Raw genomic sequence first — 20,089 nt, 5'->3', positions numbered from 1 at the left:
CCCTGACTAGCTATTCCTTCCCTTTTACCGTCAGCGCCCGCTGCGCCGCGGCCATCAAACTGTCAACCGATTGATAATCCTGGGTTAACGCCAATACGCCGGTATTGAGCTGCAGCGACACCTCACCGAATGCGCCAAAAGCGTAGGGGGCTTCCAGCGCCGGAATGAAGCGTGCCAAAAATTCACCTTCGGAACCGTAAGGCAGGTCGTGAACCAGGATCAGAAACTGGCCGCCGGTATAGCGGCAGACAAAATCACTGGGGCGCACCAACATTTTCAGGCGTTCGCCGATGGTGCGCAGCACGTCATCGCCGATCTGCACGCCGTGGCTCTGATACAACGCCGCCAGCGGGGTAAAGTCGAAAATAAACAGATGGGAAAGCGGATGCACCGTTGCCGAAGGACGACAAATATCCTGCATCACGGCTTCACCCCCTGCACGGTTGAGGAAACCGGTCAAATGATCCTGATGGGCGGCTTGCTGTTTTTCCGCGCTCAGGGTGACGCGCTCAGCGAGCTGACGATGATAAGACGTGGTTAACCCATGGGCCAACACTAGCCACAGCGGGATGATATCCGCCAGTAAAAACAGGTTTTGCACGCGTGACAGCGGCGCGGCCAGCAAATAGGGCAGCGTCAGCACCATGATTTCCAGCAGGGCAAAACGCGGTGCTGCGGCGTGGCGTTGCATCAGCCAGAAGGCCAGTCCGGTAATCAGCAAGCCGGCAAACAAGATGAGCACCATGCGGCCAGAAAGCATGGCCATCAGGGCGACAGCGCCCACCAGTGCGCACCACAGCAGTACCGTCACCAGCATCGCGTTGGGCCAACGGAGCGGATTGGCTCGCGCCAGCCACCAACGTCCGCCGGTCAGCAACAACAGCAGCAGCAACAGACCCACGCCGATCGCCTTGTGGCTCAGCCAGATATAGCCCAGCAGCAGCAGCGCCACCCCGGCGGCATTCAACCATGGCGTGGCGGGAGAAGGCACCAAGGTAAGCCGCATCTGGCGTTGTAATTTGGCGTCATCAGCCAGCCGTGGGCTTTGCACCAGCCAGTGCAGCAGGGCGGGTTTTTTAGGCGTTAACGCAGGTGTTCGACTTCTCATTGCAGCCTCTTTGATAAGGGTCCCGAAAATCGGCCCTAAATATCCGGCCCGGCGCGGGCGCCAGTGACCAGTCAGGATTTGGATTCTATGTGGTTTTATTGCAATTTGTCACAGCTGTGCAGAGTGGGGCGATATTTTCGGAATTGTTAACCTTGGGCACTGCGGCGAGGGTATGGCAAGGGGTCGGTTAATAACGTTATAAAATAAAGTGTTACATCTTTATATGGCAGGTAATAGCTATTGATATGATTGATAAGTATTATCGTTTGCTTTATTGTTAGCGGCTGCTTATTCCGTTCAGGCGGCCGTTTCCGCGCCGCTGTGGTCATTGTCGTAACAGGTATCCGAAATAATGAGCGTATCCACCGATCCTATGCCTGACGCCAAGGGTAAACCCGACGTCAACGCCATGGGGCGTTATCACCATATTCTCCGCCACCGTTTATTGATGATGGGGGTGTTGGCACTGGCGATTATGGGTTCGCTGCTGCTGGATTTTACCATTGGCCCATCCGGGCTCTCTTTGTCTTCCCTGTGGCAAACCCTGATTGATCCTGCGGCGGCCGACGCCGGCACGCGGGTTATCGTCTGGGATATCCGCCTGCCTTACGCCTTGATGGCGGTGGTGGTGGGCTTTGCGCTTGGCCTGGCCGGTGCAGAAATGCAGACCATCCTCAACAATCCACTGGCCAGCCCCTTTACCCTCGGCGTCTCTTCTGCCGCGGCTTTCGGTGCGGCGCTGGCTATCGTGTTGGGGATTGGCGTTCCGGGCATCCCCGATCAATGGTTTATTTCCGCTAACGCGTTTATTTTCGCCCTGTTCGCCGCATTGATGTTGGACGGCATTACGCGTTGGACACGGGTTGCCACCTCTGGCGTGGTGCTGTTTGGCATCGCGCTGGTGTTCACCTTTAACGCCCTGGTTTCCATGATGCAGTTTATTGCCAGCGAAGACACGCTGCAGGGGCTGGTGTTCTGGACTATGGGCAGCCTGGCGCGGGCTTCGTGGGACAAACTGGGCATTTTGCTCGGCGTATTTGTCGTGCTTCTGCCATTGTCGATGATGAGCTCGTGGAAGTTGACCGCGCTGCGCTTGGGTGAAGATCGTGCGGTGAGTTTCGGCATCGACGTGCGCCGTCTGCGTCTGACGACCCTGTTGCGCATCAGCATTCTTTCCGCGCTGGCGGTGGCCTTTGTTGGGCCTATCGGTTTTATCGGTCTGGTGGCGCCGCACATCGCCCGAATGATCTTCGGTGAAGATCACCGTTTCTATCTGCCGGCCAGTGCGTTGATTGGCGCGCTGGTACTGTCGATGGCCTCCGTGGCGTCGAAAAACCTGATCCCGGGCATTATCATTCCGGTGGGCATCGTTACCTCGCTGGTGGGCGTGCCATTCTTCCTGAGCATTATTCTGCGTCATCGGGGGAATGTATGAATCAGGGATTGCGTATTGAAGGCTTCTCCGCTGGCTACCCCAAGCGTCAGGTTATCAGCAACCTGGCGGTCCCGATGCTGCCGCGCGGGCAAATCACCGTGCTGCTGGGGCCGAACGGCAGCGGTAAGTCAACGCTGCTGCGCTCGCTGGCGGGTTTAAACCCTGCACAGGGGAAACTGTGGCTGGACGACATCGATTTGATGCAGATGCCATTCGCCCGCCGTGCGGAGAAGGTGGTGTATTTGCCACAGTCTTTGCCAGCCGGTGTGCATCTGCACGTGCTGGAATCGATCATTGTGGCGCAACGCGCTTCGGGCGGCCGCAGCAATGCCGGCAGCGAGGCCGAGGTAATGGCGCTGCTGGAGCAGCTTGGCATTGCCCACCTGGCGCTGAGCTATCTCGATCAGCTTTCCGGCGGACAGAAACAGTTGGTGGGGTTGGCGCAGTCGCTGATCCGTCAGCCTTCGTTGCTGTTGCTGGATGAACCGCTGAGCGCGCTCGATCTTAACTATCAGTTCCACGTGATGGATTTGGTACGCAAAGAGACGCGCAAACGCAATATCATCACGGTGGTGGTGGTGCATGACATCAATATAGCGCTGCGTCATGGCGATCACGTGCTGATGCTGCAGGATGGCGAATTGATTGCCGACGGTGCGCCGGAAGAGGTGATCACGCCGCAGAGTCTGGCGCGGGTGTATGGCGTTCGTGGGCGCATTGAGCGTTGCTCGCAGGGAACGCCGCAGGTGCTGATTGACGGGTTGGTGAACCAACCGTCGATTTGATCCCTGGTGGATAGCAAAAAACCCGGCACTTCACAGCGCCGGGTTTTTTATTACTTCTTGTTCAGCGCCTCGGCGACGCGTTCGACGATATGCTGGCTGGTGATGATGCCGCCGGAAAGATAGACCTCAGCCGCCGGCAGATAAACCACCTGACCTTTCTTGACCGCTGCGGTGTTTTTCAACGCCGTGGTGGTGAGGATCTTCTGCGGAGCTACCGCCTTCGGACGACCGGTGGCTGCATCGCGATCGATAATGAACAGCCAGTCCGGGTTCAACTGTGCCACTTGTTCCGGGGTGAGTTTATTGCCGCGGACATCGGCGTTGTCGCTCTGCAGCGCAGACTGAAACCCGAGGGCGTCATAGGTAAAGCTGAAGCGGCTCTTGGGCGCGTAGGCGCTGATTTTCCCGCCGGAGAACAGCACCACCAGGCCACGCCCGGCTTTGGCCACCTGCGGTTTGATCGCTGCAATCTCTGCGTCCAGTTTGTCTACTGCAGCCTGAGCCTGCGGCCGTTTATCGAATAGCTCACCCAGTTGCAGGGTGCGTTGTTTCAGGCTGCCCAGTTGATCCTGCGGATCGATTGCCATATTTAACGTCGGCGCAATGCCGCTGAGTTCGGCATAGGCCTTGGAGGAACGACCGGCGATCAGGATCAGATCCGGTTTGGCAGCGCGTAGCGTGGCCATATCCGGCTCAAACAGGGTCCCGGCATTGAGGTATTTGGCATTTTGGTACTGTTTCAGGCTGTCCGGCAGCATGGTGCGGTTGCCCGGCAGTGCCAGCGGCTCTACGCCCAGCAACTGCAATGTTTCCAGCGAAGCATAGTCCAGCACCACTACGCGCTGTGGGTGCTTTTTCACTTCGGTGGTGCCGTTCAGATGTTGAAAATTGACGGTCGCAGGGGCATCCGCGGCCGGTGTGCGAACCTTGCCGTTACAGCCGGCCAGCGCGATACAGGCCAGCAGGGCGAGAACCATAGGGGAGCGGCGTAATGTCATTGTGGCTTCCTTGGGTGAGAGAAATAAAAAGGGCGCGCAGCGCGCGCCCAAAGTGGCATCAGAAGTTGTAGGTCATGCCGACGGTGTAACGGCGGCCATCCAGCACGGTATTGTAGTTATCGTAATCGACGGTCTTGTCGAGGATGTTGTAAATCCCGCCGGTCACCATCAGATTTTTATTCGCCTGGTAGCTCAGGCCGGCGTCAACAAAGGTATAAGACGGCGTGCTCTTGGCCATCGAAGAGCGGCTCATGTAGTCCGAAGTCTTGCTGCGGAAGTTAACGCGCGACCACAGGCTGACGTCATGCGTGGCCTGCCAGTCCAAGACGCTATTAACCATATGCTTCGGCATTTGGTTCAGCGGTTTGCCTTGGAAATCCCCGCTCTTCTGTTCGGAGGTGGTGTAGGTATAGTTGGTGGTCAACTGCCAATCTTTGGTGATTTCCCAACCGAAAGTGGCTTCTACGCCGCGCATATTGGCTTTATCGACGTTGGTGCGGTCGCTGATAAAGTAATACGGCGTATTGCCGATCATGCACTGCGCGTCACCGTCGCCGCTGTCACAGCGACGCACTTCGGTGATTTTGTCTTTGAAGTCGGTGTTAAACAGGGTAACGCTGGCGTTCAGACCTTGCAGGTTATCCCACATCACGCCGATCTCTTCGCTCAGGCTCTTCTCTGGCTTCAGATCCGGGTTACCGATAATGATTGAAGTACGGCCACCGCCGGTGATTTGCCCCCAGCCGGCAGAGGATTGGCGCAGATCCGGCGAGCGATAGCCCGCGGAGACGCCGCCTTTCAACGTAAATTGCTCGGTCAGGTGCCAGACGCCATACATGCGCGGCGTCCAGTGGTTGCCGTAGTTCTGGTCCTGATCCATACGGATACCGCTGGTCAGGCTGAAGTCGTTGGTCATCGCCCATTCGTCTTCGGCAAACAGCGCCCAGCTCCAGCGCGTCAGCTGGTTCAGCTTATCGGCTGCGGCTAACTGATTACCGCCATCACTCAATTTTTCGTAACGGTACTGGCCGCCCAGGTTCAGCATATGGCTGCCGAGATCAAACTGGGTTTGCGTATTGAAGATGGTGTTGTACATCTTCATATCGCGGCCGGGGTTGTTGGTCTCTTCGCGCTGAATATAACTGGTGGTGTTGCCGAAGTCGTAATAACCGTTGTGGGTTACCGCGTAGTTGGTACGGGTGTAGAGGCTGTCGCTGGCACTGTTCGGCGTACACTTTTTGTTGCGGCAGTTTTCGGTCGCCATGGATTTACCCGGCGTACTGTTTCGATCCTGCAAAGAGCGGCCGATTTCGAAATCGAAGTCGTTCTGTTCGTTTGGCGTCAGGCTGAATACCGCGGTGCCGCTGCGCATGCGCTGTTCATTGAAGCCGTTGAGGATTTGGTCCTCGGCGCGGCGCGACAGTAGGCCGTTGACCCGCAGGCCCAGCAGGCCTTCAATCAGCGGGCCGGAAGCGTAGGCATTGGTCTGGAAAATATCGCCGGAATTGCTGTTTTCCTGGAAGGTGGCGTCACCGTGCAGTGAACCTTTCCATGCCTGAGTGGTGGAGGTTTTGCGGGTGATGACGTTGATTACGCCGCCCATGGCGTCGGAGCCGTACAGCGAAGACATCGGGCCGCGTACCACTTCGATGCGTTCAATCGCTTCCAGCGGCGGCAGCCAGCCTTGTTCAATGCCTGCGTTATCGCTGTTCGGGCGGGTGCCGCGGGTGTCTACGCGTTTGCCGTCGACCAGGATCAAGGTGTATTTGGAGGACATGCCGCGGATGCTGATATCGCTGCTGCTGCCACCGCCGGTTACGACGACGCCCGGCACGTCTTTCAACGCATCGGTAATGTCGCGGTAGGCTTTGTCTTCAATTTGCTGACGTGGGATGACCGAAATGGACGCCGGGGAGTCCTGGATTTTCTGCTGGAAACCGGAAGCGGTTACCACCATGGTGTCCTGAGCGTCTGGTTGCGCAGCGACGGCGCCGGCGCTGGTCAATGTAGCAATGATCAATGCGGTTAATTTGTTATAACGTGGCTTTTCCATGAGGCAAACCTTTCCTGGTCTGATGTAAATCGACAAAGTGTCGTTTTAACGTGTTGAATAATAATTAGAAACTTGCCCCGTCATTGCGGGGTTCGCCGTTTCGTCAGGCTATTGTAAGGATTTTCGACAAAATGTAAACGCAAATGATAATTCGTATCATTTGTATGTGTTTAGGCAAGGGGAATCATTAACCGTATGAATAAAAGGGGAAAAGGGCGCAGCAGAATCTGCGCCGAGAGAGGGTGTCAGCGTTTCTGGATGTAGGTGATTGCCAGCGCCAGGGCCAACACCAAACCTTTGATAATGTCCATGGCATAGTAGGGAACGGAGAGCATCACCAGGCCGTTTTGCAACACGCCGAGGATCACCGCGCCCACCAGCGTGCCGAGCGCGTTGGGCTTGCCGGAGCCGGCCAGCGAGAAACCAATGTAAGCGGCAGCGACCGCATCCATCAGATAACCGCCACCGGCGTTCACCTGCGAAGAGCCGATACGTGACGCCAGTAATATGCCGCCAAGCGAGGCCAGAAGGGCAGAGATAACATAGGCGGCAACCCTGTAACGTACTGTCCGAATGCCCGACAGGCGCGCGGCTTCCGGATTACCGCCAATGGCATACATGCGGCGGCCATGTTTGGTCAGCGACAGGAAAAGCTGCACCACTACCGTGACTGCCAGCATGATCAATACGATCACCGGCACCTGGCCCAGTGAGGAAAAGACCTCCGGGATCAGGCCTTCGGCCATATCGCCGTTCGGCAGCAGCATATTCTGGGTGATTGATCCGCCGTAGCTGTAGGTCATCGCCACGCCCTGGATCACAAACAGGCTGGCCAGCGTCGCCAGCATATCGGGGATTTTCAACACCACGATCAGGAATGCATTGAACAGGCCGACCAGGGTACAAATCAGTAACGTCAGCACAATCGCACCGGTGGTGCCGAAGCCGTACCAGACGAACAGCGAAACCACCAGGGCGTTGGCCAGTGAAGCGGTGGAGCCAACGGAGAGGTCGAAACCGCCGACCGACAGCGATATCGATACTCCGATGGCGATGACTGTGACGATGGCAATCGAACGCAGAATATTGATGATGTTGTTCGGATCGAGGAAGTTGTCCGACGCTATCCCGAACAGGGCAATCAGCGCGACAACGGTGAGTAACATCCCCCATTTGTAGAGAAACTCAAACAGCTGATGGCGCCAGGGTTGCGCAGTTTGCAGGGACAATTCTTTACTCACGCTGGGGTTCCTCCGGTGGAATACAGTAATAGGGTTTCTTCATCAATGTCGGCGGCATTCAGTTCCGCGACGACCCGGCCATCCCACAGCACGCAGATGCGATCGCACAGGCCGACCAGCTCAGAGAACTCGCCGGAAGCATAAATAATGCCTTTGCCGTTGCGTGCCAGGCCGTCGATCAGGGTGAACAGCTCTTGTTTGGCCTTGATGTCCACACCTTTGGTTGGTTCGTCGAAAATCAGTACGCTAGCGTCGCCGCGCAGCCATTTGCCAATCGCCACCTTTTGCTGGTTGCCACCGGAAAGCCGCGCCAGCTTCTGCTGCGGGCCGGAGGCGCGAATATTCAGGCGCTGCATGATGTCGCGCGCCCAACGCAGTTCCTGGCGGCGGCTGAACAGGCTCCAGCGGGAAAAGCTGTCGTCGGCGCTGACGCTCAGGTTCATCGGAATAGCTTCGTCGATAAAAATGCCTTCTTTACGCCGTTCTTCCGGCACCAGCGCCAGTCCTTGCTCGACGCTAAGATGTGGAGCGCGGGGGGCCCAGGGTTTCCCCAGCAGTTCACCCCGTTCAATTCGCGCCGGTGAGGCGCCAAATAACGCCTTGCACAGTTCGGTTTTCCCCGCGCCGGCCAGCCCGGCGATGCCAAGAATTTCCCCCTGATGCAGTTGCAGGCTGACGTCGCGCAGCTTATGGCGATCGTGCAGGCCTTCCACCCGTAGCAGCGGGCGAGAACCGTGCGGTGGGCGTGGGGGAGGAAAAATATCGTCCAGCCGGTGACCGAGCATTTTCTCGACGATCTGCTCGCCGGTCAGGCCCTGCATGGCATCCTCACTGACGTGACGGCCATCGCGCAGCACCGTCAGGCGGTCGCAAATTTCACTCAATTCGTGGATACGGTGGGAAATAAACACCACGCCGATACCTTCGGACTGCAGGCGGCGCACCACGCGAAACAGGCGTTCGCTTTCGGCGCGATCGAGCGGGGCGGTGGGTTCATCGAGCACCAGAAAACGACAGCGGTGGGAGAGCGCGCGTGCCAGCAGCACCTGCTGTTTTTCCGCCAGGGTGCACTCCGACAAACGCTGGCGCAGGTTAATAGTCAAATCCAGCTGAGTCAGTAGCTGCGCCGCCTGACGGTACAGTTGCGCCCAGTTAAGCAGATGGCCCGGTTCGTTCAGCCAATCGAGCATGATGTTTTCCGCCACGGATAGCGTGGGGATCAACGCCACATCCACTTCCTGCTGCACCACGTGGATGCCGTATTGCCGGGCCTGCAGCGGGGAATGAATATCCACTTGCTGCCCGTCGATAAAAATCTCGCCGTGATAATGGTCGTGCGCGCCGGAAAGGATCGCCATCAAGGTGGATTTTCCTGCCCCGTTGGCCCCGACCAATGCGTGTGTTGAGCCTCCTTGCAGGGTGAAATCGACGTTTTGCAGGGCATTGAAGCCGGCAAAGGCGATCGAGATATTGCGCATCTCGAGGCGTGAGGGCGTAGGGGTTGGCATAGTGTAATTAAAGACGTTTAGGCGTTTAGATGGCTAAAGTAAGTCTTTTGTAACACAGATTGCGTATTTCGCAACAAACTAAAAGGCATAACTGAGATGAAAAAATTCCTGGCGGATGGCGCTAGAACCCCAGGCGGTCGCGCAACGCATAATAGGCCGCTCCCAGGGCGGTGAAAGGCACACGCAGCTGGCGGCCCCCAAAGAAGGGCAGGTGTGGCAAGCGAGCGAAGGCGTCAAAACGTTCGGCATCACCGCGCAGCACTTCGGCGATCAGCTTGCCGGCCAAATGAGTGCAGGTGACGCCGTGGCCGCTATCGCCCTGCATATAATAGACATTGTTTTCCAGGCGACCGAATTGCGGCATGCGCGAGAGCGTCAGCAGAAAGTTGCCGCTCCAGCGGTAATCAATGCGCACCTGTTTCAGCTGCGGGAAGGTTTTCAGCATTTTGGGCAGGATCAGCGGATCGATATCGGCGGGATCGCGAGCGCCGTATACCACGCCGCCGCCATACAGCAGCCGGTTGTCGGCGGTCAGACGAAAGTAGTCCAGCAGGTAATTGCAGTCTTCGACGCAGAAATTATTGGGCAGCAGCGACAGCGCCATATCTTTGGATAACGGTTCGGTGGCGAGAATTTGCGAGCCGCAGGGCATGCTCAACCGGCTGAGCCGCGGTTCAAGCCGATCGCCAAGGTAGGCGTTGCCGGCAACGATCACAAAGTTGGCGCTGACCGAGCCTTGGGCGGTGTGTACCTTTGCCGGTTCCGCGTAATCAATGCGCGTGGCGGCTGACTGTTCGAACAGCCGCCCACCGTGACGGCGCACCGCGTCGGCTTCGCCCAGCGCCAGATTGAGCGGGTGCAAATGGCCGCCGTTGCGGTCCAGCAAACCGCCGACGTAACGATCGCTGGCGATCTCGCGGCGGATAGCCTGCCGATCCAGCCATTCCAATTGGTCATTGCCATAGCGCCGCCAACGGGCCTGTTGCCGCTGCAGCGCGTGGCTTTGTTTAGGGTTCAAAGCGGCGAAGATGCCGCCGGGCCGGTAGTCACAGGCGATGGCGTATTGATCGATGCGCTTGCGGATAATCTCTGCGCCTTCGAACATCATGCTGCCGAGCATGGCGGCGGTGTCAGCGCCATAACGCGCTTCAATGACGTCGATATCGCGGCTGTAAGAGTTGACTACCTGCCCGCCGTTGCGGCCGCTGGCACCCCAGCCGATTCGCGCGGCCTCCAATACCACCACGTCATAACCGGCCTCGACCAGATGCAACGCCGACGACAGGCCGGTGAAGCCGCCGCCAATAATGCAGACGTCGCTGCGGATATCCTCGTTCAGCGCCGGGTAGGGCGCGAACGTGTTGGCGGTGGCGGCATAATAACTGGCAACGTGTTCCGTCATGGGGCCTCCGCCGAACAAGGTCAGAAGGTAGTCGGGGTATGTGCGCTGACGATGCGGCAGACGCGCGCCGAGGTATTGCTGAAGCTGTGTGGAATGCCGGTGTTGATGGCATAGCTTTGACCGGCGGTCAGGCAATGGGTCTGGCCGTTGATCGTCAACATGATCTCGCCTTCCAGCAGGGTGCCGATCTCCTCGCCCTGGTGCTTAATTTTTTCGCCGGTGGTGGTGCCGGGCTGATAGGTTTCCAGCATCATCGCCAGATTGCGCGTTGGACTGCCGTTATGCACCAGCTTCATCGATACCCCCTGGCTGCCTATCTCAATCAGATCCTCGGCTTCTATGACCACTTTGGGCTCATTGGCGGCTTCAGGTTCGGCAAAGAAGGCAGACAGCGACAGCCCATAAACTTTCAGCAGCTTTTGCAGCGTACTGATAGCCGGACTGACTTTGTCCTGTTCGATGGTGCTGATTGCGCTGTGGGTTAACCCGGACAGTTCGGCGACCCGGCGCTGCGACAAACCCAATTGCAGACGGATCTGTGACAGGCGCTTACCCGGCGCCAAGCTGACTTCGCTCATAGCGGTACTTCCTTCTGGTAGGGACGACAGGCAGAAATGAATATGGGTATCAGGTGCCTGCCTGAGTGATATCGGCACAGCATGATATCGGTAGTTGTGTCGGAATTGGAAAATATATTGCCCATGACCACCCCCGTTCTGGCGGACGAAATTCTGCACGTAAAAAGAGTGTTAACGCCTTTTCGGTCAATATTTTATCAATTTAGCAGCCGGTGGCGAATAATCAAACAGGATTGTAACATTTGCAAACTATTTGTGTTAAAGCTATGTTTCATATTATGGATGTTATTTTGAGCGCCCGCTGTGGCGCAGTCTACAGAGAAATCAGACCATGTGTTGAACCTATCGGCAGGCGGACGCAGCAGCGTTCTCAAAGCATAATGGCGGGTGATGTATGCAAACCAATATCGCAGCAGTTGAAAATTTTGCACAGCATAATGAAGAGAGGCGAAGTAGCGCGTTCCAACGTGAGGTTGCTCACTATTTGGAACGCCATCCCTCAACGCAGTATATCGACATCCTGCTCACTGACCTGAATGGTTCCTTCCGCGGTAAACGAATTCCCGTCTCCGGACTGAAAAAATTGGAAAAAGGCTGCTACTTCCCCGCCTCGGTATTCGCTATGGATATTTTGGGCAACGTGGTGGAAGAGGCGGGCCTGGGTCAGGAACTGGGCGAACCGGACCGCGTGTGTATGCCGGTGGCAGGAACGCTGACGCCGTCAGCGGCGGATCCGGACAATATCGGTCAGGTGTTGCTGACCATGCTGGATGAAGATGGTACTCCCTTTGACGTTGAACCCCGTAATGTCCTGAATCGAGTTTGGCAGGCATTGCGCCAGCGCGGCATGTTCCCGGTGGTAGCGGTAGAGTTGGAGTTCTATCTCATTGATCGACAGCGAGACTCTGAGGGGTATTTGCAACCGCCCTGTGCGCCCGGCACCCAGGAGCGCAATATGCAGAGCCAGGTTTACTCGCTGGACAATCTGAATCATTTTGCCGAAGTACTCAACGACATCGACACCCTGGCGCAGATGCAGGGCTTACCGGCGGACGGTGCGGTGGCGGAAGCGTCACCCGGCCAGTTCGAGGTAAATCTGCAGCATACCGATAACGTGCTGCTGGCCTGCGATCACGCGCTGTCGTTGAAACGCCTGGTACGGCTGGTGGCGGAAAATCATCACCTGCACGCCACCTTTATGGCAAAGCCCTATGAGGAATACGCCGGTAGCGGCATGCATGTGCATATCAGCATGCTGGACGGCAACGGCAATAATCTGTTTGTGCAACCCGATGGCGAAGACTCGGCGCTGTTGCACCGTGCGCTGGCGGGGATGATCACCCTGATGCCGGCCTCGATGGCGCTACTGGCTCCCAATGTGAATGCCTTTCGCCGCTTCCAGCCGGGCATGTATGTACCCACTCAGGCGTCCTGGGGGCACAACAATCGCACCGTTGCGCTGCGCATTCCCTGCGGCGAGCCGGAGAATCATCGCGTGGAATACCGCGTAGCGGGGGCAGATGCCAACCCTTATCTGGTGGTGGCGACGATCCTGTCAGGCATTCTTTACGGGCTGGACAATGAATTGCCATTGCCTGAGCCGGTGACCGGTAATGGTCTTGAACAAGAAGGGGTGCCGTTCCCCATTCGCCAAAGCGACGCGCTGTACGAGTTTGAGCATCAGCAAGCCTTGACGCAGTATTTGGGCGAACGTTTTGCCCACGTTTACCATGCCTGCAAGATGGATGAACTGATGCAATTTGAGCGTCTGGTGACTGAAACCGAGATTGATTGGATGTTGAAAAATGCCTGAAGGGGCGTAAAATGTGTGGCATTAACTTGATGTGCGATAGAACGATAGCGGATTAATTCACCTGTAAGGGTTGTTTTCCGAACGATCGCGAAAAGAATTTGTTTAAGAAGCCTTCCTGATCTTGTCATCAGGAGGGTTTTTGGTGCAAAATATCCCTAATGCAGATAGCCGACGTTTTAACGCGTCGGTTATTTTTTTTGCATTTATGTTCTACAAACTGTGCGTTTCATACACCAAGCGAGGCCGGACACCGATCCGGATAGATAAATAGTTTCGTGCGCGATCAAACAAAACTTTATGGTCGTGACTCATGAGGATAAGAAAGATGGGGCAATTTTTCACTTTAGCACCGGTGCCCGCCGGTTTCCGCTGCGGTCGCAGCGATTATGGAGCAGCCAAGGCAGCCTTGACTCGTTATCCAGCTTCCAATCCCCTTCTTTTTGAATTCAGTCGCAAGTTGCGAAGTTTCCCCGCAACCTTAAGTCTTGGCGTGTCTATATTCCGCAAGGCAGAAGGTAAGGGGGGGCTGCGCAATGTCCGATAACATCATCAGCGCCGCACCGGCTCAACGCGCACAGCTGCGTAAAACCCTGACTTTAGTTCCGGTAGTGATGATGGGCCTGGCTTACCTGCAGCCAATGACCATCTTCGATACCTTTGGCATCGTCTCCGGCCTGACCGATGGTCACGTCGCGACGGCGTACGCCTTTGCTCTGCTGGCGGTTCTGTTTACCGCATTGAGTTACGGCAAACTGGTACGGAAATTCCCGTCCGCCGGTTCTGCTTATACCTATGCCCAGAAGGCCATCAGCCCGCACGTCGGCTTTATGGTGGGCTGGTCATCACTGCTGGACTACCTGTTCATGCCGATGATCAACATTCTGCTGGCAAAAATTTACCTGGAAGCCATCTTCCCGGGCGTGCCTTCGTGGATCTTCGTGGCAGCGCTGGTCGGGCTGATGACGATTTTCAACCTGCGTGGCATTAAGCTGGTAGCAAACCTGAACTCCATTATCGTGGTGGTGCAGGTGGCGATCATGATCGTGTTCCTGTTCCTGGTGGTGAATGGCATTTCGCATGGCGAAGGTGCAGGCACGCTGATCAGCAGCCGCCCGTTCTGGTCTGAGAATGCGCACGTGGTGCCGATGATTACCGGCGCGACCATTTTGTGCTTCTCGTTCCTCGGTTTTGACGGCATCAGTTCGCTGTCTGAGGAAACCAAAGATGCAGAGAATGTGATCCCGAAAGCTATCTTCCTGACGGCATTGATCGGCGGCATCATCTTTATCGTGGTGTCTTACTTCGTGCAGCTGTACTTCCCGGACATCTCGCGCTTCAAAGATCCTGATGCGTCCCAGCCGGAAATCATGCTGTACGTGGCCGGTAAGTTCTTCCAGTCGGTGATCCTGGTGTTCTCCTGCGTAACCGTACTGGCTTCAGGCATGGCGTCGCACGCCGGTGTTTCACGCCTGATGTACGTGATGGGCCGTGACGGCGTCTTCCCGGAGCGCTTCTTCGGTTATGTGCATCCGAAATGGCGTACTCCAGCGCTGAACGTGCTGTTGGTCGGCGTGATTGCGCTGTCTGCGGTGTCGTTTGACCTGGTGACTGCGACGGCGTTGATTAACTTCGGTGCGCTGGTGGCGTTCACCTTCGTGAACCTGTCGGTTATCTCGCAGTTCTATATCCGCGACAAGTTGAACCGTACCGTTAAAGATACCTTCAACTACCTGATCCTGCCGGTATTGGGGGCGCTAACTGTTGGCGCACTGTGGATCAATCTGGAAGCCAGCTCAATGACGTTGGGTCTGGTATGGGCGGCGATTGGTCTGATTTATCTGGCCTTCGTGACGCGCAGCTTCCGTCTGCCGGTACCGCAGGCAAGCGAAGACGTAGCTTAAGTCTCTATCGCTAAGCATTAAAAAGGGCGCCTTGGCGCCCTTTATTGTTTTTGTTACCCCACCAACTCTTTGCCGTATTCAAACAGCGCTTTCAACAGCGCGGTCTTTTCTTTATCGCCTTCATGCAGGTTATACAACGACTCCAGTTGCAGCACGTAGCTCTGCACTCGCTCGGCGCTTAATACTTCCTGGCGGTGCTGTAACCAGCGGCGTTGCTCGGCGTCGTCCAGCGTATTGGGGTAGTTGCGGGCACGAAAACGGAACAACAGCTCCTTCATGCGCCCATCGCTGAAAGTCAGATCCAGTGCCGGCAGGTTCTGCGGCTTGGTTTGCTGGATGATTTTCATCGCAGCCTTGTCGGCATCGCTGAAGAAACCGTCATACAGCCGGGCGTCGACGTCGTCAGAGCCTTTGAACGGTTCGGCTTCGGCGAACAACGCCACCACTTTTTCGCGCACCTCCGGATGCTGGCGCAGCAACTGCAAGTTTTGCAGGCAAGCCTGACGGTCGATCCCCAGTCGCTCGGCGTTTTCCGGCAACAAGGTCTTGGCCGGCGCCAGTACCGGGCACTTGTTGATATGCACCAGTTTGATCGGTACCGGTGATTGTTCGGGCGCCAGATCTTCCCGGCGGGTATACAGCCGTTCGCGCAGTTCATCGGCACTCAGCGTCAGTAATGGCGTCATGTCACCGGCTAAATCGCACATGATGACGGCGTTTTTGTTGTCCGGGTGCCAGGCCAGCGGCGATACCCAACTGGTGTTGCCGCGCGCGGCGCCGAACATGCCGGAAACGTGCACCAATGGCGTCATCTCTGCGATGTCGATCAGGGCGTTCAGCTTATGCTTATTGCGGTGTTGCAGCAGGAAATCAAACAGTCGTGGTTGTGCCTGTTTGACCAGTTTAGCCATGGCGATAGTGGCGTAAACGTCTGACATGGCGTCATGGGCATGCTCATGCTCGACGCCGTTGGCACGAGTCAGGTGTTCCAGCCGGAAACTGGGGAAGCCGTCTTCGTTTTCTGGCCACACGATGCCGTCCGGGCGCAGCGCATAGCAGGCGCGCATCACATCGAGCAGATCCCAACGCGAATTACCGTTCTGCCAGCTGTAGGCGTAGGGATCGTAGAAGCTGCGGTAGAAAATATTACGGCTGACTTCGTCGTCGAAGCGGATGTTGTTGTAACCGAGAATGCAGGTGCCAGGCACGCTGAACGCCTGATGGATCTGCCGCGCAAATTCGGCCTCGTTGACGCCTTTGGCTAACGCCAGCTGCGGCGTGATACCGGTGATCATCACCGCTTCAGGATCGGGCAAGTAGTCATCGGCCGGGGTGCAGTAGATGACCAACGGCTCTTCGATAATGTTGAAATCCATATCGGTACGCACACCGGCAAACTGCGCCGGGCGATCCATAGAGGGACTTTTACCGAAGGTCTCGTAGTCGTGGATATAAAATGTGGCCGGTGCCTTGCTGCTCAAAATCGCATCTCTCAGGTGGCGTAGGGAATATTGCTCTATTGTAACGGCGAGATGTGCGATGCCAAGCAGTCGTTAGCGTTAATCACCGAAATGAGCGGCATTACGCATTGCGGTAGTAGTTCAGGCGCAGACGAAAGTAGGGACGTAAATAATCGGGTACTTGTTCTTCGGCACTGGCACCGTTGTTGTTGGGGCTGATGCCATAACGTTCGTTATAAATAACGCTGAGAGCGAGTAAATCGGCTTCAATTTTTTCACGTTCTGCTTGTGGCAAGCTATCCAGCTTTCGACCCATATTATTCTCCCTGTGATCATAGGGGCATCATAGGATCCTTAACCCAGCTTGTCCCTACCCCATTCAGGGGGGAGGCGCATCAAGTGTGTGAACGTGCCTGCAGGGGCTGGCTTGATGCCGCTGCCCCCTGATAATGCTGAGAGTATTTGGCCGTATATTCCTGCTGATTTTGCAACTGTGCGCGATCAAAGGCTTTATGGGCCGATAACACACCACCAATCACCGCCAGCCAGAAAAGGCTGCACAGGACTAGGATGCCCAACCAGACTTTTTGGTTATAGCTCATAAAACCTCCTGATGGATAAAGAGAATGATATTGACCAGGGAATTAAATCAGAGTTTATATCAATGCTCTGTCAACGGCGGTGTTTATTATGGTTTGTTTTTTATTAATGTGTTACCAAATACCGCTGCGATGTTTCAAAACATTCCTTAAGATAATATTAAGAAAAGATAAGATAAGACTACTGAGTTTTATTTAATATCCGTTTAATTACCCCCACATACAATCAGCAACATTCAATACCAATGTGGGTGCACATTATGAAAACTCTGCTGTTAACCGGCGCTACCGGCTTTCTCGGTGGTGCAGTGCTTGAAAAATTACTGAAAGAAAATCAGGCGATTAACTATCTTCTGTTAGTGCGAGCTGATAATGCACAGCAGGGGCTAGACCGTATTCGGATGAATATGGAGAAGTTTAATATTGAAGCCGAACTATTTTCTAAAATCACGATAGAAAATATATTGTTGGGGGATCTGAGTGAGCCAGCTGACTTTTTAGCAGACACAAGGATTAACAATGTAACGCACGTTATTAATTGTGCCGCCGTAGCCTCTTTCGGTAATAACCCTCTTATTTGGAAGGTTAACGTGGAAGGCACTTTGGTATTCGCCAAAAGAATGGCGCAGGTGTCTGGATTAAAACGTTTCCTGCATGTGGGAACGGCAATGTCCTGCGCACCGGAACCTGGTTCACTGGTCGCGGAAAGCGGTGAATTTGAAGAAACGGCCGAGCATTTGGTGGAATATACCCGTTCCAAATCCACCATTGAGCAGCTCATGCGTCAGCATTGCCCGCAGCTACCGCTGGTGATTGCTCGTCCTTCGATCGTGGTAGGGCATACTCGCCTGGGCTGTCAGCCTTCCAGCAGTATTTTCTGGGTGTTCAGCATGGCGCTGATGCTGCGTAAGTTTATGTGCTCGCTGCAGGACAATATCGATGTGATCCCGGTTGATTACTGTGCTGATGCGATGGTGATGCTGTTGAACAGCGAGACGCTGGATAACGACGTTTACCATATCTCCGCCGGTGAAGAGAGCAGCGTTAGCTTCGCGGACATCGATCGCGCCATTGCCGCTGCGCTGGAGAAGCCTCCGCTCGGCGATCACTATGCGCAGGTCAGTTATGAAGCCCTGTTGAAAATGCGCAAGCAGCTCAAAGATATTTTCGGGCCGTGCAATGAACGCCTGATGCTGAAAGCGATGCGCCTGTATGGATCTTTCGCCATGCTCAACGTGCGGTTCAGCAATGACAAAATCCTTAAGCTGGGCATGCCGAAACCGCCGCGTTTTACCGACTACATCGCCTGTTGCGTGCAGTCGACCCGGGGCCTGTCCATTCAGCAGCAGATGGTGGTGGATTTCAAATAACAGCACGGCGCCGGTTAGCGGCGCCTGCTGCATCCTCGCATTACCAGGACGAAGACGACCAGAAAACGCGCCCCAGCACCACCAATTGGTCTTTACGCTGCGGGTAGCTCAGGTGTTCGTCCTGGTATTCTTCCCGGTTCAACGAACGAATAGTGACGCCACCGTCGGGCTGTTCGATCAGCACTTTTACCCGCAGCAGGTTACCGTGGCGAATCGCGTAGGTTTTCCCTTCACGGATGCGAGTATCATCGGTATTGATCCCCACCACGTCGCCGTCTTGCAGCCGGGGCTCCATGCTGGATCCTGAAATGCGGATGATCCGCGCGGCATTCACCGCCACCCCCATCTTGTGCAGGTAGTAGCGGCGGAAAATCAGCGAAAACTCTTCACGATCGACAATTTCATAACAGCCATCGCCAGCAGAAAAATTGATATCCAGCAGGGGAATTTCCACAAACTCTTCCTTGTCCTGTTCGGTATCTTCCCACACCACCGGCTTGAGGCGGGCAGGTTGAAAATCCGACTCTGCCGCCACGTTATCGAACGGGCGCACCAATTCTTTTTCATGGAACACGTCGAACCAACCCTTGGGCAGGTTCAGTTTGGCCTCGATCCGCCTGGCGAGATTATCGCCCAGGTTACGGGAGGACTTTTCACCGCTGATTTGGCTCAACGTGGGCGAAGAGGACTCAACCAGCACCGCAAAATCATTCTGGTTGATACCCTGCCGGGCGTAGCTGGCCATCAGCTCGCGCAAATTATTGCGTCTTATTTCTTTGGTTTCCATGGCCGGATGATCGCATTCTTTAGCAAAAAGGTAAATATCGTTTTTGCTAAATTTAGCTTGCTTTAAATTTAGCAATTGGCTAAACATTGACGGGCGGACAAGGTCCATGAAGGAATTGTAGGGCGCTGCAAGTTGCGCCAGTATGAACCGGGGCGAATACTCTTGCCCTTTACAGTGGTTGGATTACACGTGTTTAACCCACAAGGAATCTACGATGTTCAGTATGGATTACAACAGCTACCGTTCGGTAGCCAGCTTCGGCCACCGGGTGCGCTTTTTGGTGCTGCACTATACCGCGCAGAATTTTGCCGACTCGGTGCAGTCATTGACCGGCAAGTCGGTCAGCGCCCATTATCTGGTGCCGGATCCCGAAGATCCAACCTATAAGGCGGCAGGCTTTAGCGGCGTAAGGATTTTCAATCTGGTCGATGAAGTCGAGCGGGCCTGGCACGCCGGCACCAGCCAGTGGGGCAATCGTTCGAATCTCAACGATACCGCGATTGGCATTGAGATCGTCAATCTGGCGAGCGGCGATGGTGAAGACATCACTTTCCCACCCTTTAACCCGCAGCAGATCGCGGCGGTAACTCAATTGACGCAAAATATTCTGCAGCGCTATCCGGATATCACGCCGGTTAACGTAGTGGCACATTCCGATATTGCCCCCGGCCGCAAAAGCGATCCCGGCCCGCAATTTCCATGGCATCAGCTGTACCTGGCCGGTGTCGGTGCCTGGTATGACGACGCGGTGAAGCAGCGTTATCAGCATGAGTATCAATGCCAGGGTGTACCCGCACAGCAAGATTTACTGGCGCTATTTGCCAGGTACGGGTACGACACCTCGGCGGCGACCAATGCAGAGGGTTACCGCCAGCTGGTTCGCGCCTTCCAACTGCATTTCCGTCAACGCAAATATGACGGTGTGATGGATGCCGAAACCGCCGCCATTTTACGCGCGTTGGTAGATAAATATGCCGCTTAAGGCTTGAGCGCGGATGAGGGACGCCTTATCCGCCTTTTCTCCCAACCCTTTCCTCCGTTAAACTGATGC

At 55.5% G+C, this 20,089-nt stretch carries 17 protein-coding genes; 6 read left to right on the top strand and 11 right to left on the bottom strand.

Going from position 1 to position 20,089, the window contains the following annotated elements:
* Window positions 1-10: 10 nt before the first annotated feature.
* Complete coding sequence (locus NR114_RS16415; protein ID WP_198640040.1) at window positions 11-1,108, bottom strand: GGDEF domain-containing protein; 1,098 nt, start codon at window positions 1,106-1,108, stop codon at window positions 11-13.
* 352 nt (window positions 1,109-1,460) lie between these two features.
* Between NR114_RS16415 and NR114_RS16410 the strand changes: the two genes are divergently transcribed.
* Together NR114_RS16410 and NR114_RS16405 are read left to right on the top strand one after the other, a co-directional pair.
* On the top strand, window positions 1,461-2,543 hold the full coding sequence (locus tag NR114_RS16410; protein WP_234528949.1) for an iron ABC transporter permease: 1,083 nt from the start codon (window positions 1,461-1,463) through the stop codon (window positions 2,541-2,543).
* The gene (locus NR114_RS16405) at window positions 2,540-3,328 is read left to right on the top strand and encodes an ABC transporter ATP-binding protein (RefSeq protein WP_020827753.1); all 789 of its coding nucleotides are present in this window, start codon (window positions 2,540-2,542) and stop codon (window positions 3,326-3,328) included. Before NR114_RS16410 ends, NR114_RS16405 begins: the two co-directional genes overlap by 4 nt.
* A 50-nt stretch (window positions 3,329-3,378) precedes the next feature.
* Here NR114_RS16405 and NR114_RS16400 read toward each other — a convergent pair whose 3' ends face one another.
* The 6 genes from NR114_RS16400 to puuR all read right to left on the bottom strand — a co-directional run bounded on the left by NR114_RS16400 (window position 3,379) and on the right by puuR (window position 11,108).
* Complete coding sequence (locus NR114_RS16400) at window positions 3,379-4,326, bottom strand: siderophore ABC transporter substrate-binding protein (protein ID WP_234528950.1); 948 nt, start codon at window positions 4,324-4,326, stop codon at window positions 3,379-3,381.
* 58 nt (window positions 4,327-4,384) lie between these two features.
* Window positions 4,385-6,379 carry a ligand-gated channel protein gene (locus NR114_RS16395; RefSeq protein ID WP_234528951.1) on the bottom strand — a complete coding sequence of 665 codons (1,995 nt, stop codon included), beginning with the start codon at window positions 6,377-6,379 and terminating at the stop codon, window positions 4,385-4,387.
* 245 nt (window positions 6,380-6,624) lie between these two features.
* A complete protein-coding gene (locus NR114_RS16390; protein WP_020827750.1) occupies window positions 6,625-7,620 on the bottom strand; it encodes an ABC transporter permease in 996 nt (331 codons plus the stop codon).
* Window positions 7,617-9,128: a sugar ABC transporter ATP-binding protein gene (locus NR114_RS16385; RefSeq protein WP_174574458.1), complete on the bottom strand. Its 1,512-nt coding sequence runs from the start codon at window positions 9,126-9,128 to the stop codon at window positions 7,617-7,619. Before NR114_RS16385 ends, NR114_RS16390 begins: the two co-directional genes overlap by 4 nt.
* Window positions 9,129-9,249: 121 nt before the next feature.
* Window positions 9,250-10,530: an FAD-binding oxidoreductase gene (locus NR114_RS16380; protein WP_256813480.1), complete on the bottom strand. Its 1,281-nt coding sequence runs from the start codon at window positions 10,528-10,530 to the stop codon at window positions 9,250-9,252.
* A gap of 20 nt (window positions 10,531-10,550) precedes the next feature.
* Window positions 10,551-11,108 carry an HTH-type transcriptional regulator PuuR gene (gene puuR / locus NR114_RS16375; protein ID WP_020827747.1) on the bottom strand — a complete coding sequence of 186 codons (558 nt, stop codon included), beginning with the start codon at window positions 11,106-11,108 and terminating at the stop codon, window positions 10,551-10,553.
* Between the two features lie 394 nt (window positions 11,109-11,502).
* Between puuR and NR114_RS16370 the strand changes: the two genes are divergently transcribed.
* Window positions 11,503-12,921 (top strand): glutamine synthetase family protein, encoded by a 1,419-nt coding sequence (locus tag NR114_RS16370; protein ID WP_234528952.1) that lies wholly within the window; start codon window positions 11,503-11,505, stop codon window positions 12,919-12,921.
* 533 nt (window positions 12,922-13,454) lie between these two features.
* Window positions 13,455-14,822, top strand: a complete 1,368-nt coding sequence (locus NR114_RS16365; RefSeq protein ID WP_020827745.1) for an APC family permease — start codon at window positions 13,455-13,457, stop codon at window positions 14,820-14,822.
* A 53-nt stretch (window positions 14,823-14,875) separates the two neighbouring features.
* Here NR114_RS16365 and sbcB read toward each other — a convergent pair whose 3' ends face one another.
* The 3 genes from sbcB to NR114_RS16350 all read right to left on the bottom strand — a co-directional run bounded on the left by sbcB (window position 14,876) and on the right by NR114_RS16350 (window position 16,884).
* Window positions 14,876-16,303 (bottom strand): exodeoxyribonuclease I, encoded by a 1,428-nt coding sequence (gene sbcB, locus NR114_RS16360; RefSeq protein ID WP_020827744.1) that lies wholly within the window; start codon window positions 16,301-16,303, stop codon window positions 14,876-14,878.
* A 100-nt stretch (window positions 16,304-16,403) separates the two neighbouring features.
* The gene (locus NR114_RS16355; RefSeq protein ID WP_020827743.1) at window positions 16,404-16,598 is read right to left on the bottom strand and encodes a DNA polymerase III subunit theta; all 195 of its coding nucleotides are present in this window, start codon (window positions 16,596-16,598) and stop codon (window positions 16,404-16,406) included.
* 79 nt (window positions 16,599-16,677) lie between these two features.
* Window positions 16,678-16,884, bottom strand: coding sequence for a hypothetical protein (locus NR114_RS16350; RefSeq protein WP_020827742.1), 207 nt, complete (start codon window positions 16,882-16,884; stop codon window positions 16,678-16,680).
* A 257-nt stretch (window positions 16,885-17,141) separates the two neighbouring features.
* Between NR114_RS16350 and NR114_RS16345 the strand changes: the two genes are divergently transcribed.
* The gene (locus NR114_RS16345) at window positions 17,142-18,251 is read left to right on the top strand and encodes an SDR family oxidoreductase (RefSeq protein WP_115060990.1); all 1,110 of its coding nucleotides are present in this window, start codon (window positions 17,142-17,144) and stop codon (window positions 18,249-18,251) included.
* Between the two features lie 40 nt (window positions 18,252-18,291).
* Here NR114_RS16345 and NR114_RS16340 read toward each other — a convergent pair whose 3' ends face one another.
* A complete protein-coding gene (locus NR114_RS16340) occupies window positions 18,292-19,038 on the bottom strand; it encodes a helix-turn-helix transcriptional regulator (protein WP_020827740.1) in 747 nt (248 codons plus the stop codon).
* Between the two features lie 214 nt (window positions 19,039-19,252).
* Between NR114_RS16340 and NR114_RS16335 the strand changes: the two genes are divergently transcribed.
* On the top strand, window positions 19,253-20,020 hold the full coding sequence (locus NR114_RS16335; protein ID WP_256813482.1) for an N-acetylmuramoyl-L-alanine amidase: 768 nt from the start codon (window positions 19,253-19,255) through the stop codon (window positions 20,018-20,020).
* The last annotated feature ends 69 nt before the right edge of the window (window positions 20,021-20,089 follow it).

The organism is Serratia sp. Ser99, assembly GCF_024519545.1.
Taxonomy (GTDB): domain Bacteria; phylum Pseudomonadota; class Gammaproteobacteria; order Enterobacterales; family Enterobacteriaceae; genus Serratia; species Serratia liquefaciens.
Note: the sequence above shows the minus strand (reverse complement) of the source record. Positions and strands in the feature narration are given on the sequence as shown.

What these genes read in the sequence shown, in the direction of transcription:
- NR114_RS16400 (WP_234528950.1), bottom strand. Translation starts at nt 4,326, where the DNA reads ATGACATTACGCCGCTCCCCTATGGTTCTCGCCCTGCTGGCCTGTATC.
- NR114_RS16365 (WP_020827745.1), top strand. Translation starts at nt 13,455, where the DNA reads ATGTCCGATAACATCATCAGCGCCGCACCGGCTCAACGCGCACAGCTG.
- puuR (WP_020827747.1), bottom strand. Translation starts at nt 11,108, where the DNA reads ATGAGCGAAGTCAGCTTGGCGCCGGGTAAGCGCCTGTCACAGATCCGT.
- NR114_RS16395 (WP_234528951.1), bottom strand. Translation starts at nt 6,379, where the DNA reads ATGGAAAAGCCACGTTATAACAAATTAACCGCATTGATCATTGCTACA.
- NR114_RS16370 (WP_234528952.1), top strand. Translation starts at nt 11,503, where the DNA reads ATGCAAACCAATATCGCAGCAGTTGAAAATTTTGCACAGCATAATGAA.
- NR114_RS16380 (WP_256813480.1), bottom strand. Translation starts at nt 10,530, where the DNA reads ATGACGGAACACGTTGCCAGTTATTATGCCGCCACCGCCAACACGTTC.
- NR114_RS16355 (WP_020827743.1), bottom strand. Translation starts at nt 16,598, where the DNA reads ATGGGTCGAAAGCTGGATAGCTTGCCACAAGCAGAACGTGAAAAAATT.
- NR114_RS16340 (WP_020827740.1), bottom strand. Translation starts at nt 19,038, where the DNA reads ATGGAAACCAAAGAAATAAGACGCAATAATTTGCGCGAGCTGATGGCC.
- NR114_RS16350 (WP_020827742.1), bottom strand. Translation starts at nt 16,884, where the DNA reads ATGAGCTATAACCAAAAAGTCTGGTTGGGCATCCTAGTCCTGTGCAGC.
- NR114_RS16405 (WP_020827753.1), top strand. Translation starts at nt 2,540, where the DNA reads ATGAATCAGGGATTGCGTATTGAAGGCTTCTCCGCTGGCTACCCCAAG.
- NR114_RS16385 (WP_174574458.1), bottom strand. Translation starts at nt 9,128, where the DNA reads ATGCCAACCCCTACGCCCTCACGCCTCGAGATGCGCAATATCTCGATC.
- NR114_RS16410 (WP_234528949.1), top strand. Translation starts at nt 1,461, where the DNA reads ATGAGCGTATCCACCGATCCTATGCCTGACGCCAAGGGTAAACCCGAC.
- NR114_RS16345 (WP_115060990.1), top strand. Translation starts at nt 17,142, where the DNA reads ATGAAAACTCTGCTGTTAACCGGCGCTACCGGCTTTCTCGGTGGTGCA.
- NR114_RS16415 (WP_198640040.1), bottom strand. Translation starts at nt 1,108, where the DNA reads ATGAGAAGTCGAACACCTGCGTTAACGCCTAAAAAACCCGCCCTGCTG.
- NR114_RS16335 (WP_256813482.1), top strand. Translation starts at nt 19,253, where the DNA reads ATGTTCAGTATGGATTACAACAGCTACCGTTCGGTAGCCAGCTTCGGC.